Source organism: Filifactor sp., from assembly GCF_057248345.1.
Window position 1 is genome coordinate 1 of the sequence record NZ_DBHIIC010000016.1, and the last position, 15,294, is coordinate 15,294.

11 protein-coding genes and 1 pseudogene are annotated in these 15,294 nt (G+C 34.6%); 2 read left to right on the top strand and 10 right to left on the bottom strand.

Going from position 1 to position 15,294, the window contains the following annotated elements; genetic code table 11:
- From ACO5GE_RS04450 to ACO5GE_RS04460, 3 genes and pseudogenes are all read right to left on the bottom strand, one after another.
- Positions 1 to 181, bottom strand: a pseudogene (locus ACO5GE_RS04450) (SAM-dependent methyltransferase); the annotation flags it as partial.
- Between the two features lie 320 nt (positions 182 to 501).
- Positions 502 to 1,035: a hypothetical protein gene (locus ACO5GE_RS04455; protein ID WP_484829726.1), complete on the bottom strand. Its 534-nt coding sequence runs from the start codon at positions 1,033 to 1,035 to the stop codon at positions 502 to 504.
- A gap of 365 nt (positions 1,036 to 1,400) precedes the next feature.
- Positions 1,401 to 1,898, bottom strand: coding sequence for a hypothetical protein (locus ACO5GE_RS04460; protein ID WP_484829727.1), 498 nt, complete (start codon positions 1,896 to 1,898; stop codon positions 1,401 to 1,403).
- Positions 1,899 to 2,636: 738 nt separating this feature from the next.
- Here ACO5GE_RS04460 and ACO5GE_RS04465 point away from each other — a divergent pair.
- The gene (locus tag ACO5GE_RS04465; RefSeq protein ID WP_484829728.1) at positions 2,637 to 3,008 is read left to right on the top strand and encodes a hypothetical protein; all 372 of its coding nucleotides are present in this window, start codon (positions 2,637 to 2,639) and stop codon (positions 3,006 to 3,008) included.
- A 173-nt stretch (positions 3,009 to 3,181) separates the two neighbouring features.
- Here the strand turns inward: ACO5GE_RS04465 and ACO5GE_RS04470 are convergent, their stop codons facing one another.
- From ACO5GE_RS04470 to ACO5GE_RS04500, 7 genes are all read right to left on the bottom strand, one after another.
- Entirely contained in the window at positions 3,182 to 3,550 is a 369-nt protein-coding gene (locus ACO5GE_RS04470) for a DUF4180 domain-containing protein (protein WP_484829729.1), read from the bottom strand.
- A complete protein-coding gene (locus ACO5GE_RS04475; protein ID WP_484829730.1) occupies positions 3,547 to 4,296 on the bottom strand; it encodes a formylglycine-generating enzyme family protein in 750 nt (249 codons plus the stop codon). The genes ACO5GE_RS04470 and ACO5GE_RS04475 overlap by 4 nt, the downstream gene beginning before the upstream one ends.
- A gap of 158 nt (positions 4,297 to 4,454) precedes the next feature.
- Positions 4,455 to 4,865: a GNAT family N-acetyltransferase gene (locus tag ACO5GE_RS04480; RefSeq protein WP_484829731.1), complete on the bottom strand. Its 411-nt coding sequence runs from the start codon at positions 4,863 to 4,865 to the stop codon at positions 4,455 to 4,457.
- A 424-nt stretch (positions 4,866 to 5,289) separates the two neighbouring features.
- The gene (locus ACO5GE_RS04485; protein WP_484829732.1) at positions 5,290 to 5,937 is read right to left on the bottom strand and encodes a class C sortase; all 648 of its coding nucleotides are present in this window, start codon (positions 5,935 to 5,937) and stop codon (positions 5,290 to 5,292) included.
- Between the two features lie 21 nt (positions 5,938 to 5,958).
- Positions 5,959 to 6,819 carry a DegV family protein gene (locus ACO5GE_RS04490; protein ID WP_484829733.1) on the bottom strand — a complete coding sequence of 287 codons (861 nt, stop codon included), beginning with the start codon at positions 6,817 to 6,819 and terminating at the stop codon, positions 5,959 to 5,961.
- A 185-nt stretch (positions 6,820 to 7,004) separates the two neighbouring features.
- Positions 7,005 to 10,676 carry a helicase-exonuclease AddAB subunit AddA gene (gene addA, locus ACO5GE_RS04495; protein ID WP_484829735.1) on the bottom strand — a complete coding sequence of 1,224 codons (3,672 nt, stop codon included), beginning with the start codon at positions 10,674 to 10,676 and terminating at the stop codon, positions 7,005 to 7,007.
- Positions 10,669 to 14,037, bottom strand: a complete 3,369-nt coding sequence (locus ACO5GE_RS04500; protein WP_484829736.1) for a PD-(D/E)XK nuclease family protein — start codon at positions 14,035 to 14,037, stop codon at positions 10,669 to 10,671. Before ACO5GE_RS04500 ends, addA begins: the two co-directional genes overlap by 8 nt.
- Positions 14,038 to 14,669: 632 nt before the next feature.
- Here ACO5GE_RS04500 and ACO5GE_RS04505 point away from each other — a divergent pair.
- Positions 14,670 to 15,203 carry a cysteine hydrolase family protein gene (locus tag ACO5GE_RS04505; protein WP_484829737.1) on the top strand — a complete coding sequence of 178 codons (534 nt, stop codon included), beginning with the start codon at positions 14,670 to 14,672 and terminating at the stop codon, positions 15,201 to 15,203.
- Positions 15,204 to 15,294 lie beyond the last annotated feature (91 nt).

Sequence of the window (15,294 nt, forward strand, 5' to 3'; positions counted from 1 at the left end):
TCTTTCCTTTTAAATCTCCAAGCCACTCATGTGGAACTGAAACAGTCGGAGTAAGAAAAACTTTCCATTCTCCATTTTTTGCACTGATGTACTCATCATGCGAAGTTGGTTTCCCCCATTCCCAACCTTCCTCAACCCATCTATCAATGGTTTCTTTGTTTATATCCTGATATGGTTTCATTATTTCACTTTCCTCCTTCACACCTTTTAATTTGTTTCACCCAATATATGATACTATAAGCATACTCTTATCAAGTTTGATATCTTTAACTCTTTTTATTGACCTGTGTCAGTCCTCTGTTTTCCATGTTTCATTCTTTGGGTAATGACATTTCTATTTCTCTTACAGACTGTCAGTTTTTACTTTTTTTATTTTCTCAATACTGTTCCATACGATTCCTATATCTGAAAATTCCTGTGATGCATTTTGTGATAATAGAATTTTGATATAGGTAATTCCGTTTCAGGAACCGGAAATTTTTCAACCACTAAATTCACTCTCTAAATTGATTCCTTGATTTTTTTGCAATGTTCCATCTGTTGTATAAAAAAATCCGATTTTTTTCTATCTATGATGATACTTACCTTCATCAGCTTATTTAGTTTCTTCTCATGCAAACCATAAAAAATAGGGTTCCTAATTTTTATGATCAGCTTCAGACAATGAAACGGACGATTCTTCATTTTTATTTGTTCGATATCTTCAAGTTTAAATTTAAAATGTAATATGCTATTTCCTCTACTGCCATAGGTATAATATTTAAGCATATTATTTTCATAAAGTTCTAATTTCACTCCATTGATGAAGAGATAATATCCCATAAACCATATGAAAATTGGAGCAATAATCAGTACGATTCCTACAATCATTTTATCTGAAACATCAGTATGATAATTCTTCAATACCCACAGAACAATAAAACCTAATAAAACAAAGACTGAAAAGCCTATGTTATTAAATTTAGACTTATAGGGATAGGTCAAGATAAGTTTTGGTTCCTCTTGTAAACAATCAAATTCCATATTTTCTTTCATCTTACAAATCCTTTCATTTTTTGTATGATTTCATTTTATTCATGATTTCAATTTCAGCATATCGTTCCCTAAAAATCAAGATTTGTTTCACTTGATATAGGGATATTATTGCATATTCCATCTCTATTTACAGTCCAATTCCTAACTTTCTCATGATATCAGTTCTCTTGTTTTCTTACATTTATGTTCTGTTCTAATGTTTTTTTGAATGTCTATCAATTCAATGTGAGATTATGAACTGATGTTAATTTGAAATTGTATCTATTTAATCTCTTCTCATAGACTGAAACAAAACCTTATTGGTAACAAAACACTATCCGGAGTCTTTATTTCGACTTTTTCTATAAATTCGGTTTCATCTATAATCAAATACTATCCTCATACCAATGTGTTTCATCTTCAAAACCATAGTATTTTTCATCTACCAACCATTTTTTGTTTATCATTCTCATCATGAATTTGTGTTTCATATCAACAGCTCCTTGATAGTGTATGACAATAACTGCCATTTCTTCTTGTTGCATGGTGAATTCCAGCAAAAAATCGTCATGGTTCACATAAAAATACTCGCTTGGATTCCCATAATGAGTCGCATAGCCTTTTGACATTAGGTTCTCACTTACTTTCCCTGTTACCATCTCTTCAAAACGATTTTCATATTCTGTCATAAGCTCTTTCCATTTCGGATGAATTTGATTGGGAGGAATCTTTAAGATCGATTTTTCAACATCCAATTCATGGTTTCTCTTAAAAATTTCTTCTTCCAATAAAGTCAATCCTTTCAACAGTTCAAGTAGTGGAGGTATAATTTCATCCACCATTTTTTTGTATGTTTCAGGGGTATTTTTCATTATAATATTCATTTCAGTTATCTCCACAACTTCCAATTTTTGTTTCATTCAACAACTATGACATTATAGCATATTTCAGTATTTCTTTATATGTCTGACTACCCCTTCTCTTAGAATTGTCAGTTCCCTGTTTTCTTGCAGTCATTTCTCTATACAACTTCTTAATGCATCCAATTGTTCCACTTCTTTTCAAATATCTGCAATTTGAGAGTATAGAATGTCTTTTTCTGTTCTCAAAGTGATTACTTGCAATTTCCATTTGGATATATGCAAACTCTTGTTTTTTTCTAAATCCTCTTTCGGATACTTCTTGGACTTTCAAATAAAATAATCTCTGCAATATGTTCATTGTAGAAATCTTTCCGGTTACTTTTCTTTCACTTGGTGCAAGCTTTGTATGTAGTTTTTTTATGTTTCAAATATTTCTCCGATTTGTAATAAAAACTCAATTATCTACTTTCTTAAAACATTATACTATTCTACGTTTAAAATATCGGATGTACAGAATGAACAATTGCTGAAGAATAATTTTGAGAATCGTGTAGTTCAAAGTATTAAACCTATCGGTTTTAATAGATAATAGTATTAGGTATGTTTTCCCAATTATTTTGAGTATACTGTAACATATAAATAAATTACCATAGAATCTACCAAAAATCACTATCACAGTGGCAATTCCATTTTGTAAGTTGATATGATATAATTCACCCAATATAAATTTAAAAGTCAACATTATGGAGGTCTTAAGTTATGCTAAAAGACGGTATTGTTTTAGAAAATAATGACGATAGAATTGTTGTGAATCAGTACAGCTTTTGTGAATTGATAAAACACTTATTAACTCATTATGTAGGTATCTCATACGAAACTGCATCTGAAATGGTATCTCAATCTCATCTTGCGAAACCCGTTTCAACTGCAATGGATGCTGTGCTATTGAGCCATGATCTCCCTTACTATTGGGCTATGAACCTTTATTATGGCAATCTATACTGGCAAAAAGGAATTCCTGAACAACCGGAAGATATGACTGCTTATTTTGAACTGGAAAATAGTATCATAGATTATTATAGATTAAATGAACCGTTTGAGTATCATTCTGTTGTTTCTAACGAAAAATGAAATAATTTCTTCCCTAACAGTAATGTATTCTTCTTTTTTTCATTTTCTGTTCCTTTCTTCCTGATTTTGAAAAATAAAAAATCAATAAACCAATCTATGGTATGTAGTCTCCTTACTGATTATCCGGTAAAAAGGGTACCCTATCTTGTTCATAAGGCTACAATTTTATCATTCTAACTGTTACTTAATCTATTTAAAGCGTCAACTTCACTTTCAACAAAAAATATATCATTCCCTTGATTACATTCATAAATAAAGGCATTTAGAGCATTACTCTCATGATTAGAAAAATCGCCTATGATTGCTAATTTCATTTTATAGTTTATTACTTTTTGTAAAATATTTCCTGCCATCTTATTGCTGAGATGAAAGAACTCTTCTGTAAGATTATCTTTGCTAATGATAAATTTATTTTCTCCCGTTTCATAAGCGATTGTCGTAAACAAATCTAAAAATGACTGTTCATCTGATATTACAATCGACTCATCTTCAATTCGTACCACCTTGGTTTTATCTTTTGATTCCAATATTTTATGTTTCACTTAATTCCCTCCAAATTATTTTTTGCTATTCTAAATCCCAAATCATCGATTCTAAAATCCGGAAAGCTCTTTCTCCGTGAAGTGGCTCCACAAGCTCTCTTTTCGCTTGCAAAGCTCCCACCTCTAAAAATGCGATAGTTTCCATATCGTTCTTCATCATAGAAATCAAAACACCATTCCCAAACATTTCCAATCATATCAAAAAGTCCAAAATTATTTTCTTTTTTTGTTCTTACTTCATGCAATCTTCCATCAGAATTGTCTTCAAACCAAGCAATATCCTCAATATTATTGTATCGATATCCTTCACAATTTCCTCTACAAGCATATTGCCATTCTGCATCTTTTGGTAATCTAAACCCATTTTTTGAATCATCTACTTCAATTTCTTCTGAAACAGAATTGAATGTATAGCACTTTTCTAATGAAAGTTTTTCGGAAAGCAAGTTACAAAATTGAATTGCATCCATCCAACTGATATTTACAACCGGAAAATGTTTTGTTTGAATATCATAGTCAATATCCATTACATAATGATACAATTCATTCGTCACAGGAGATCTTAACAATAAAAATGATTGAATCATCACTAATTCTTCTTTCACAATTTTTTCCTTTTTTGTTCCGGGAATAGACATTTTATAATCTGAACTCATCCACTTGATCGGATCAACAAAATCTCTAATGAGCTCCTGCCCTTCCGGGATTAAAACCATATTTTCTTTTAAATATCTCATCAAATTCATTTTTTGCCCCTATAACTTCAAATTTACTATCCTATTTAGTTTCTTATCTTATTGATCTAACAGTTTTAGCATCTCTTGTTCAAAGAGCTTGATCAAATGGAATTTACCTATAATAATTATCATAGTAAATGATTCCACTTTTCGAACTACACTTCAAATCATAACTCTTTTGTATAATAGTATCGCTCCCCTGTATAAGGATATTTTTTCAATGAAAACACTTCTTTATAACCATGCTTTTCATAAAATTTCGGTGCTTGAAAATTAAAAGTATCTACGAATGAATACTTACACTTTCTCTCTCTTGACTCTTTTTCTGCCATTTTCAGAATTCTTGAACCGAGCCCTTGTCCGCGTAAATCCTCCCTGACATACAAATATTCAATCTCAAGCCAATTTCCAAAAGTCTCTGCCACCATGCCAGCCATTAAATTGCCCTGTTCATCTTCCACATAAATGTTAAGAGGTTCACTTCTAGATGGTTCTCTCTTAGATCTATTGTATTCTTTGATTAAATTTGCCAATTGTTGCGTTTTTTCCGATTCCATATTTTCTAATTTCAATCTCATATTTCTCTCCATATTTTATTCATTCTTCGCCATTCCTATACTTAAATTCGTTAAATTCGAACTTATCAATCTCAACAAATCAATATTATCAACGAACTAATTTGTTATATCTGTAATATTCTTCCTCCTACTTTTTCTTGATAAACTGTTCATAACATTTCAACTCAATATTTTCCAATCCATTATCTTTCCTTTTTGTGTCTATCCATACCTGTTCAGCTGCTATTCCGCAACTAAGAGAGTAACGAAACAGATAGCACTATAAACTTACATTACTGTTTCACACACTATTCAAATTTTGCCATATATCATGTTACAGCAAAGAAAAAACTCTTATTTATCCACTTTATTAAGTAAATTTGATTTAATAAGAGTTTTTTTGATATTCTAATTCCTCACACCGGACTAACAGGCAAAGGGTTGTTTATTGTTGTAATGCTCTTGTTTCCGCTAATTTGGAATAAATTAAAATTCGGTCGGTATTTTGGGGATAAGGATGACAAGATAACAAAATCAATTTCGTTTCGTCCTTTTCTTTTGTAAATTTTGTCCAATCTGTACTCTCAATCACTTCTTGTCCCGTCACATGATAAATCAGTTCTTTTTCTTTGGTGGTTACCTTGATTTCATCGCCTTTTTCTAATTGATCAATATGCAAAAATGTCTGTGCTCCATTGTATCCGCCACGATGTCCGGCAATTACACTTACTGTGTTTTTCTCTCCGGTTGGATCACTTGTTCCTTCTACTACTCCAACTCCATCTCTCAATTCTTGAGAACCTGTTCCTTCAAATATCGGCAAAATAATATCTAATTTTGCAATTTCAATATATCCAATTGCATTTTCATACTTTTTCAGTTGTTGTTCCTGTTGTGACTCAGTCTCATCAACTTGATGACTCTCCAAAGATACTTCCGACATTTTCACAAATTGTTCTTTGCTCTGCTCAATTGCATGTTTTCGTTCGTGAACTCTCGTAAAAGTATAACCTATATATCCCAATGATCCTATGACTAACAAAATACCTAACCACATACAGATGGCATCAATCGTACCCATGGATTTTTTCATGAACGTTCTTCCTTTTTCTTCTTATTTCAAAAATATCGCTGCACCGATTGTTCCGGGACCTGTGTGTACACTTAACAAAGCACTCAAAGAATGAATTTCTATTGCTACATTCGGATATTCCTGTTCAAATAATTCTTGTAAATACTTCGCGTCTTCCATGCGCTCTCCATGAACAACATAAATTTTATCTACTGTTTGTGTCCCGATTTCGTCTTTGAATGTTTCCAAGACTTTTTTGATAGAACGTTTTCGTCCTCTCACTTTTCCAACAGACAATAATGTTCCGTCTTCTTGATTCACTCCGATAATCGGTTTGATATCAAGCATTTCTGCAATTGTCCCCTCAATTTTTGAAATTCTTCCTCCCAAAATAAGGTACTTCAAACTCTCTACTGCAAAATAGACACATGTTTTTTCCAAAAGTTTTTTTCCAAGAGAAACAATTTCACCAAAATCATCTGTTTCTCTTGATCTCTTTGCCATTTCCAAGGCAGGATGTCCTATAATCATAGAAACACCTTTGGTCGGCAATATCTCTATCTTGAAATTATCATCTTCAAATAATTTGGCAAACTCTATCGCACTTGCATAGGTTCCGCTGATTCCTTCTGATAAAAATACCCCCACTACATGAGTATATCCGGCTTCTTTTATCTCTTTGAACGTCTTAACAAAATTTTCTCCCAAAGGGGAAGCAGTCTTTGGACGAAATTCATCCAAATCATTGATAATTTGAGTGGCTGTAATATCTACTCCATCTCGAAATTCTCTCCCATCATTATAGGTAATATGCATCGGGACAACAAATATATTTTCATTCTTCTGCAAATCTTCTTGATAGATATCTGTTGTAGAATCTGTTATAATTGCTATCTTATTCACTACTCTGCATCCTCTCGCTCAGATTGTTTCTATATCAATACGAAACCTACAATCTGTATTTTTCTCAACATTACATTTTTCTTTATGATTCCTGAAAAAATGTTACATTCCTATTTTCTAAACAAAAATACCGGTTAAGGGTACCTTTGTCTGATTTTTTATCATAACATGATTTTGTAATTTATTCAATCTAAACGACTAACCGTTCCATATCGTAACCAAACCACATAGATTTCATCCACCGGACGACCGTAGTTTTTTTCTAACGCTTCTGCATAAAGCTCCAACTGTTCACGATGTTTCTCTGCATTACGATATTGATCCGTCTTAAAATCAAACAGAATCAGTTTCTCTTTCTCTAAGAAATAACAGTCTATGATTCCTTCTAAAATGTATCCGTCTTTTTTCAACATAAACGGTTTCTCCCGATATACCTTGTCTGCAGATACTACTCTTTTTCCAAAGTCACTCTCAAAGAATCTCATTAGAAAGGAACTGTCTATCTGTGCTCTATCTTCTGCATACAACAACTCTTTGACCACCAATTCATCCAATTTCTTTTCTAATTCCTCTTTCGTATACAATTGGATTGGCAATGCTTGCAGTACAAAGTGATACAACGTTCCCATTCGTGCTGCATTTAAAGGTTTCTCTTTTTGCAAAAATTGAGGAAGTCGATATTGTTGATGGTCTTCAAAAAAATTCATCACTTCTTCTACCGTATCTTGATTGGTAGAAACGGACACTTCCTCATCAACATTCTCTAATTTGTCAAAAGGCTCCTCTAAGACTTTTGTCATGACAGAACTTTCTTCCTTTACTTCTTTCTTTTCTTTAATATACTGTGTTACACCTTTTTTATATGATCGTTGTACTTCCTCCTGATGTGGATATTCATACAAGAATCTTTGCTCCAACTTCTGTTTCCACTCAATATCTTCTGTGCAGTTCTCTTCTAATTTTTCTGCCAAAGTCTGATAGGATAACTGTTCTATCTCACGCAAATTCTCTACTGTATAATAGGTGACTTGAAATTTGGAACTTCCATGAATTCCCTGCTCTTCATTCCAAATATTCTCAGTAGTTTCTCTCAATGCTCTACCGTTAAAATGTCTGACCAAAATGGAAGTGAGCCAATGCAAATAACTTCTTCCACCGTTCAGTTGCGATGTCAAATTGGAACTTCGCACTTTTTCCAAAAACTTCGGAATACTTGCAACTTCTCCTACCAAAATCAGTCGATCGATTGCTCTGGTCAGTGCTACGTACAAAATCCGAACTTCTTCCGAAAGCTGCTCCTGTTTCTTCTTCATCTGAATCACTTTTTTGCCTAAACTGTCGCAATAAGTTCCTCTGTCTAAGTTTACTTCTCTGGCTCCGATTCCCAACTCATTGTGCAATAGAATAGAATCACGACTTTCCGGAAGATAGAACTGGCGTTGCAAATCAGCTAAAAACACAACCGGAAATTCCAAACCTTTACTCTTGTGAATACTCATGATTCTGACAACATTTTCACTTTCAGAGAGTGCAGAAACTTCTAAACTGTCTCCTTTTTCTCTCAAAATACGGTCGATATAACATAAGAAACCAAACAATCCCTCTCCTTCATGGGACTGATACTCCTCTGCTTTTTTGATGAATCCTGCGATGTTTTCTGTCCGCTCTTCTCCTTTTTCCAACAAGGCATTGTAATTCAAATATCCTGTTTCGATTACCAAATCCCATAAAAACTCGGACAACGGTTGAAACCGTTCTCGTTTTCTCCAATGTTGTACCTTATCAAAGAAATCTTTTACCTTTTGTTGTAGTATCGGTTTTAATACAATAGAATCCGTATTTTCAGACGAAATGGGAGATTCTTCCAAAACACCATCCTCAGAATCCTTTACATATTCTTGTATGGCATCATAAAAACTTCCCTCTCTCCTGTGACTTCGAATCTCCGCCAACTCATCTTCTCGAAATCCTCCAAAGAAGGATACCATTGCACCAAGCAAAGCTTCATCCTGCATCTCGTTGTCAATCACTCTTAAATATTCCAACAAACGATAGATTTCCATCACTTCAAACCCAACGGAAGAATAGTCTACATAACATGGAATCCCTTTCTCTTTCAAAATCTGTTCCAATTCTTTTGCACTATTCTTCGGGGAACGCATCAAGACAACCATATCTCGATACTGCAAGTCTTTTTGCTCGCCTTTTGCATTTTGCCATAATCTTCCTTGCAATTCTTGTATTTTTTGTGCAATGACTTGATAAGAAATCGCAGACACTTCTTCACTTTTTTCGCACAAACATAGTTCTACGGAGTCGCTTTGCTCAGGATATTCCAAACCGTGCACCAATGCTTGACATTCCTGCGTATAATCAATCTCTCCAAGTTGCTCTGTCATCAACGAAAAGAAGATATCATTACAAAAATCTAAAATTTCCTTTCGACTTCTAAAGTTCTTCGACAAATCAATCGTTACGGAAAGACCGTTTTGACTATTTTTATAGTTGTCATATCGTTCATGAAATAACTTTGGTTCTGCAAGACGAAATCCATAGATAGACTGTTTCATATCTCCCACAAAGAACAAATTGTTTTTTCTGCAAATCGCATGAATAATAGTTTCTTGTACTAAATTGCTATCTTGATACTCATCAAAGAAAATATACTCATACTTATGTTGTAATACTTGTCGGATGGAATCATCTTCCAATAATTTGAGCACCAAATGTTCCAAATCGGAAAAATCAAGTATCTCCTGTTCTTTTTTCTTTTCTTGATAGCGAAGAGAAAACCGTTCTACAAAACGATATAATTCCATCATAAGTGGTGCCATGTTTTTCATCTGCTGATAATATCGTTCTTGGTTTCCTGTTCCTACTGTTTTTTTTAAATTGTCTACTGCTTTTTTAATATCTTGGTTTCGAATCTCCTTGACCGTATTTAAAATATCCTCCGGAAACGAGCCGGATTCTTTCTGCGCTTTTGTAACTGTCTTTAGTCTTCCAAATGAAATAGTTTCAAGCGCATTCACGAATGCATCAAGTCCCTCTTCTAAAGACTTCTTCAATTTCTCAATCTGCAACCTATCATCTTCAAGATTGTCCAAGTAAGGAAGGTCATATCTTACACTCATTCTGAATCCTTCTTCACAGGATGCAAGAATCTTATCCAATTCAAATCTGAGTTGTTCCAAAAAGAAATGCATGACATCCGATTGCAAAAATTCCTCTTTGGAACAATCCAATTGCTCCGATTTTTGTTTCAACCATTTCAATGGATAAGGTTGACCTTGAATAAATTGATAAATACGATTTACCAACTCTACAAACGCCTTGTCCGATTTGTTCCCTCCATAGGCATCTACCAATTGAAAGAATATTTCATCTCCTCTTTCATAGCTTTCTTCCAACACTTCCTCTAATGACTTTGCCTTCAAAACAGAACCATTGGCCTCTGTTGCCATAGTAAACGAAGGGGAAATGTCTGCCGCATGAAAAAATTGACGCAACACATCAATACAAAAAGAATGTAAGGTACTGATGGAAGCCTCTGAAATCTTAATCATCTGTTCCTGTAAAAAAGCAGTATTATGTCCTTCTTGACCTAATCGTTTGGCAAATGCTTTTGAAATTCTTTCACGCATTTCGCCTGCTGCCGCATTGGTAAAGGTAACAATCAACATCCGATTGATGTCTACCCGTTCTTCTTCTACAATTGTAAGGATTCGTTCCACCAAAACTGCCGTCTTTCCTGAGCCTGCCGCTGCAGAAACTAAGATATTCTTATTTTTTTCATAAATAACAGCCTGTTGCTCCTTGGTGTAAGATACTTCTCGTTCCTGTTTTTTCTCACTCATGGCTCTCCTCCTTTTCTTCAGATGGATGGATTTGTTCCTCTATTTCTGCCTTAATCTGTTCGTAACTGTACTCTTTGACCATACGATAGGTACAATCTTTTTTTCTCTCATCAAACCCGCAAATCGACTGATACCTACAAAAATCACACGCTTTTCGATTTCCCTTTTCCATTGTCGGGCTCGCTTGTATTTTCCCTTCCAAAATCTCTGTTGCCATGTTTTTTGCAAGCTGATAACTATGTGACAAAATCTGTTCAAATTCCTCTTGTGTCAATAAATTATCTTTTTCAAATGTGTTTTTGCGACCAACTCCACGAAATACAGATGATTTTTCTTCGATTTGTTGATCCATTGCCTTCAAAATTTCCTCTTCCTTCAAGGCAATTCCTTCCATCAACCAACTGTCTGTTTGCAATTTTTCAATATTTTCCGCGTTTTCTTCCTCTGTCGAAAGTAAAGAATAAACTGCCGGAAAATAAAACGCTCCCGCAGGATATACCTTATCCTTTCCAATTGCCCGACTATACAGTAACGCATAGAGATAGAACAGCAACTGTAAATCATATCCTTGCCACGCATCGGAGAGATGAAATGTTTTCTTTCCTGTCTTGTAGTCAATGACTTTGACATAGTCTTTGTCGTCTTTATGACACACATCGACACGATCAATTCTTCCCCTTAAATAAGCGGTATCTTCTATCAATTCTACTGCCGGATAGTCTTGCCCATATCCGAATCCTACTTCTTGTCCCCATATTTTGAATGTCCCTGAATTGAGATGACGAACTACATATTTAGCAGTTTCTTCTGTCGTTTTTCGAATTTTACGCAATAAATATTGATTTCTTGCATTGTCTTCAAAAGAAACTCCCAACATCTTGTCTGCATACTGTGAAAAAATCACATTGATTTCTTCTTGATTGTGCTTTTCTTCCCATTGTTCAGATACTTCGGGATGTTTCTTTAGAAACTCGGTAAATTCATCAATACATCCATGAACCAAAATACCGATATCCGTTTCTTCCATCTCATACCTTGCTCTCTCTTTAGGAGAAAGTGCACGATGGATAAAATGTTTGTATGGACAACGTGCATACTGTTCCAAGCCGGATGCACTGAAATATACCTTGTTTCCATAGAGAGAAGACACATATTTCTGTGGAATGTATCTTACGCTCGGATTCTCCGAAACAGCAGATTGAAATAACATCTCTTCCTGTTGTTGTTTCAAATAATCCCATCCCCGCAAACAAAATGCTCGTTCTTCCTGTTCCAAAGAATCGGATTCTTCCAAAACCGATCTTGTCATTTGTGCCAACTGTTGCAAAAAAGCCTGTTTGGAATACAACATCGAATCATCATACCTCTTTGGCACTATCACATTCATTTTCGGAAACTGTCTACGAATCTTATCTATATAAAAAGATGGGTACAATACCTTCTTGTCGTAGGACATTTCGGAATACGACAAATAAATTGCCGTTTTGGTCTGTGTGATATGATTGTACCAACTCAACCGTTCCTCTGCCTGAAGCTTTTCCCGAACAGAAGAAAGATGGAATCCATACTGCAACAGTTTTGTTCTCTCATCTTCCTCCAAAACGGAACCCTCTTTTTGAACTTTCGGAAACATTCCGTCATGCAATCCAACCACAAAAAGATGCTCTGTCGGTGTTGTTCGACTTCTATCCAACGTTCCGACAATGACCTGATCCTGTGACGGAGGCAAGATTCCGACCTTATGCCCTTGAATTCCTGCATACAAAATATCCCTGAATTCTGTCGCCTTTACCATACGACTACCCAATAATTCGACCATCTGTTCCAAAATAGAAACAAAAAGATTCCACACTTGTCGATTTTCGTCGGCAAACTCTTCCAATCCCGACTCTTTCAATTCTTCTACGTATTCCTCAATTTTTTGGGGGAAATTTTTTTCAATCAAAAAAGATACACTCTGTTTTGCAAACTCCTCCACTGTCCCTTTCTTTTTGATAGAACGGTAAAACGGCAACAACATATCCTCAAATCGTTGTCGAATGTCCAATATCTGATGGCGTTCCTCCTCAGATTCCTCTCCTTTCAGAAAATATTTTTCCTGAAAATACATTTCTCCTCGAATCTTATGTGCCAGAACAAAATTTTCCAATCTTTCGATTTCATTTTGAGAAAAGGAAGTGAACCCTGCCTTCAAAAATGAAAAAACATCTTCATATCGAAATCCGTTGGATACCATATCCCATAAGGAAAAAATTGCGTGCATTGCCGGACTGTGAATCAAATCTTTTTTTTCATCCACAAATACCGGAATACGATACATCGGAAAAATTTGCCGAATAAATCGACCATACTCTCGAATATCGGTCACCAACAGTCCGATTTCACGGTATCGATATCCCTTTTCCTGCACCAATTCACATATTTTATTACAAATCCAATGAACTTCTTCTTCCGTTGTTTTTGCCACTGTAAGAGAAACGGAAGAAGTATCCTGTGGATACACTACACTTTTATAATCGAATAAGTTTTTACCTAACAGTTGAAATTCCTCTAAAACTGGTGTTGTATCCTCAAATTCTACCTTAACAGGGATGTTTGATTTTTGCGCAAATTCCCTTAACTTTTTCATCGTCTCCTGTGTTGTTTGAAACAAGTTGATTGTATCAGAAGTTTCATTTTCTTCCATCGGCAAAGCGATATACACATTGTGTGCAAACATAATCAACTGCTCCACAATTCTATGTTCGATTGCCGTAAAACTGTGGAATCCGAAAAAATAAAAATCCAAGTCAGAAATCCAATCACAAGATGCAATTTGATTCACAAGCATATTCATCTTATCTTCACTGTCTGCATAATGTCCTGTCAAACGCAATTCCATCTGTTCTTGCAGAAAAGAAACTTCTTTTAATTTTTGAGAAAATAATTTATCTTCAGAATGATTCGCCAGTTCTTTCAGCGCTTCGCTTTGAATATCATTTCTCTTCAATTCTGTCAGCAATGTTTCCATCTTTGTCAAAAATCCTTGTCGTTGTGCCACCGGACGATATAGCTCAAATTCTTCCGGAAAATCCTCAAATACAGTTCGAAGTACCATGGCTTTTCCGATATTATCAATATAAGGTCGATTCGCACCGAAAGTGGACTCCAATACTTCTTTGGAAAGTTTTTGAAAACTTACCACTCTCAAATCCATCAAACTTTCCCTCTTCAGCTCATCCAAAATCCAAACATCCATTTGCATGGTTGACTGCTCCGGAACAACAATATAAGCAGAATGCTCCGATTCCTGTTTTTGGTAGTTTTCCAAAATGCGTTCCTTATTTCTCTGTATAGAAGCGGAACTCAAAATATGTAACATAATCTCCTCCTGAACACGCCTTTTTTGTATACTCTCTATCTGTTTTGATTTCTTATATCAACTTCTCTCTCATTATACCATAAACTCTATTCTTAAACCCTCATGTGTTCCTTCTTTCTCACCAAAACATTCGTATCTCAAATATCCTATCCATCTTTCACTTTACTCTCATATCATTATCTATTACTATATCAAATCATTCAAATTGATGTGATTCCAAACTCCATCTGTCTTTTGCAAAATAAGTTCGACTATATTTTTTTCACATTCTATCATAAAACAAATTGTATTTTACTTATTCCATCAAAAATAATGTTTCATTTCCGGCATTCTATGGTATGGATAATAGTAAATCAAATTTGAAAGGAATTATGCTATTCTTTCAAGAGAGTCTAATATTTGTTATCAGAATCTGATTTTAATCATGTAGTTATTAAAACCATAGTTTTTGGACAGAAAAGAGAAACATGGATTTTATACAATACCATTTTTGTGATATAATATTTTGTATGACTCGGTTACATTCTGTGTATTCAAGTATCAACAAGTCCAAGAAAAAGCTATTTTTAAAAAATACTTTTCCTAAATACAGCCTAACATACACCATTTCATTTTTTGAGGAGGAATCGTTTTTGAAAAATACAGTGCTTATGGTGATTGATATTCAAAACGCAGGAATCAACAATCGCCCAGCAAATAAAGAACAGTTTATTGAAAATGTCGTACAGTTAATCGACTGTGCAAGATCAAATGATGTGGAAGTAATTCATGTCAGACAGAACAATCCTCCGGGCGGAATACTGGAAACGGGAATCCCGGGATGGGAAATCTACCACGAGGTTGCTCCGGTAGGCGATGAAATTATCATTGATAAATTTAAGTGCAGTGCCTTTCTAAACACAAACTTATCAGAAGAACTGCAAAAACGTGGAACAGAAAATATCATTATGGCAGGAATGAGAACGGAATTGTGTGTAGACACAACTTGCAGAGTTGCATTTGAATACGGATATAATGTCATTATTCCAAAAGGATGTACTTCTACCTTCGATTCTTCTCTCTCCAAAGGAGAAGATATGGCAAAATACTTCGAAGATTCTGTTTGGAACAGCAGATTTGCAGAAGTTGTCCCACTGGAAAATATCCTCAATCGAATCAGAGCATAATTATTGGATAGGTTGAATAATCACAATTAAGATTCAGCCAATCTGATGTCATTTTATAAATCTATCATATAAGGAGGTTACTATCATGAAG

Coding starts and splice junctions, on each gene's coding strand:
- ACO5GE_RS04480 (WP_484829731.1), bottom strand. CDS start 4,865: ATGAGATTGAAATTAGAAAATATGGAATCGGAAAAAACGCAACAATTG.
- ACO5GE_RS04460 (WP_484829727.1), bottom strand. CDS start 1,898: ATGAATATTATAATGAAAAATACCCCTGAAACATACAAAAAAATGGTG.
- ACO5GE_RS04485 (WP_484829732.1), bottom strand. CDS start 5,937: ATGAAAAAATCCATGGGTACGATTGATGCCATCTGTATGTGGTTAGGT.
- ACO5GE_RS04465 (WP_484829728.1), top strand. CDS start 2,637: ATGCTAAAAGACGGTATTGTTTTAGAAAATAATGACGATAGAATTGTT.
- ACO5GE_RS04475 (WP_484829730.1), bottom strand. CDS start 4,296: ATGAATTTGATGAGATATTTAAAAGAAAATATGGTTTTAATCCCGGAA.
- addA (WP_484829735.1), bottom strand. CDS start 10,676: ATGAGTGAGAAAAAACAGGAACGAGAAGTATCTTACACCAAGGAGCAA.
- ACO5GE_RS04455 (WP_484829726.1), bottom strand. CDS start 1,035: ATGAAAGAAAATATGGAATTTGATTGTTTACAAGAGGAACCAAAACTT.
- ACO5GE_RS04500 (WP_484829736.1), bottom strand. CDS start 14,037: ATGTTACATATTTTGAGTTCCGCTTCTATACAGAGAAATAAGGAACGC.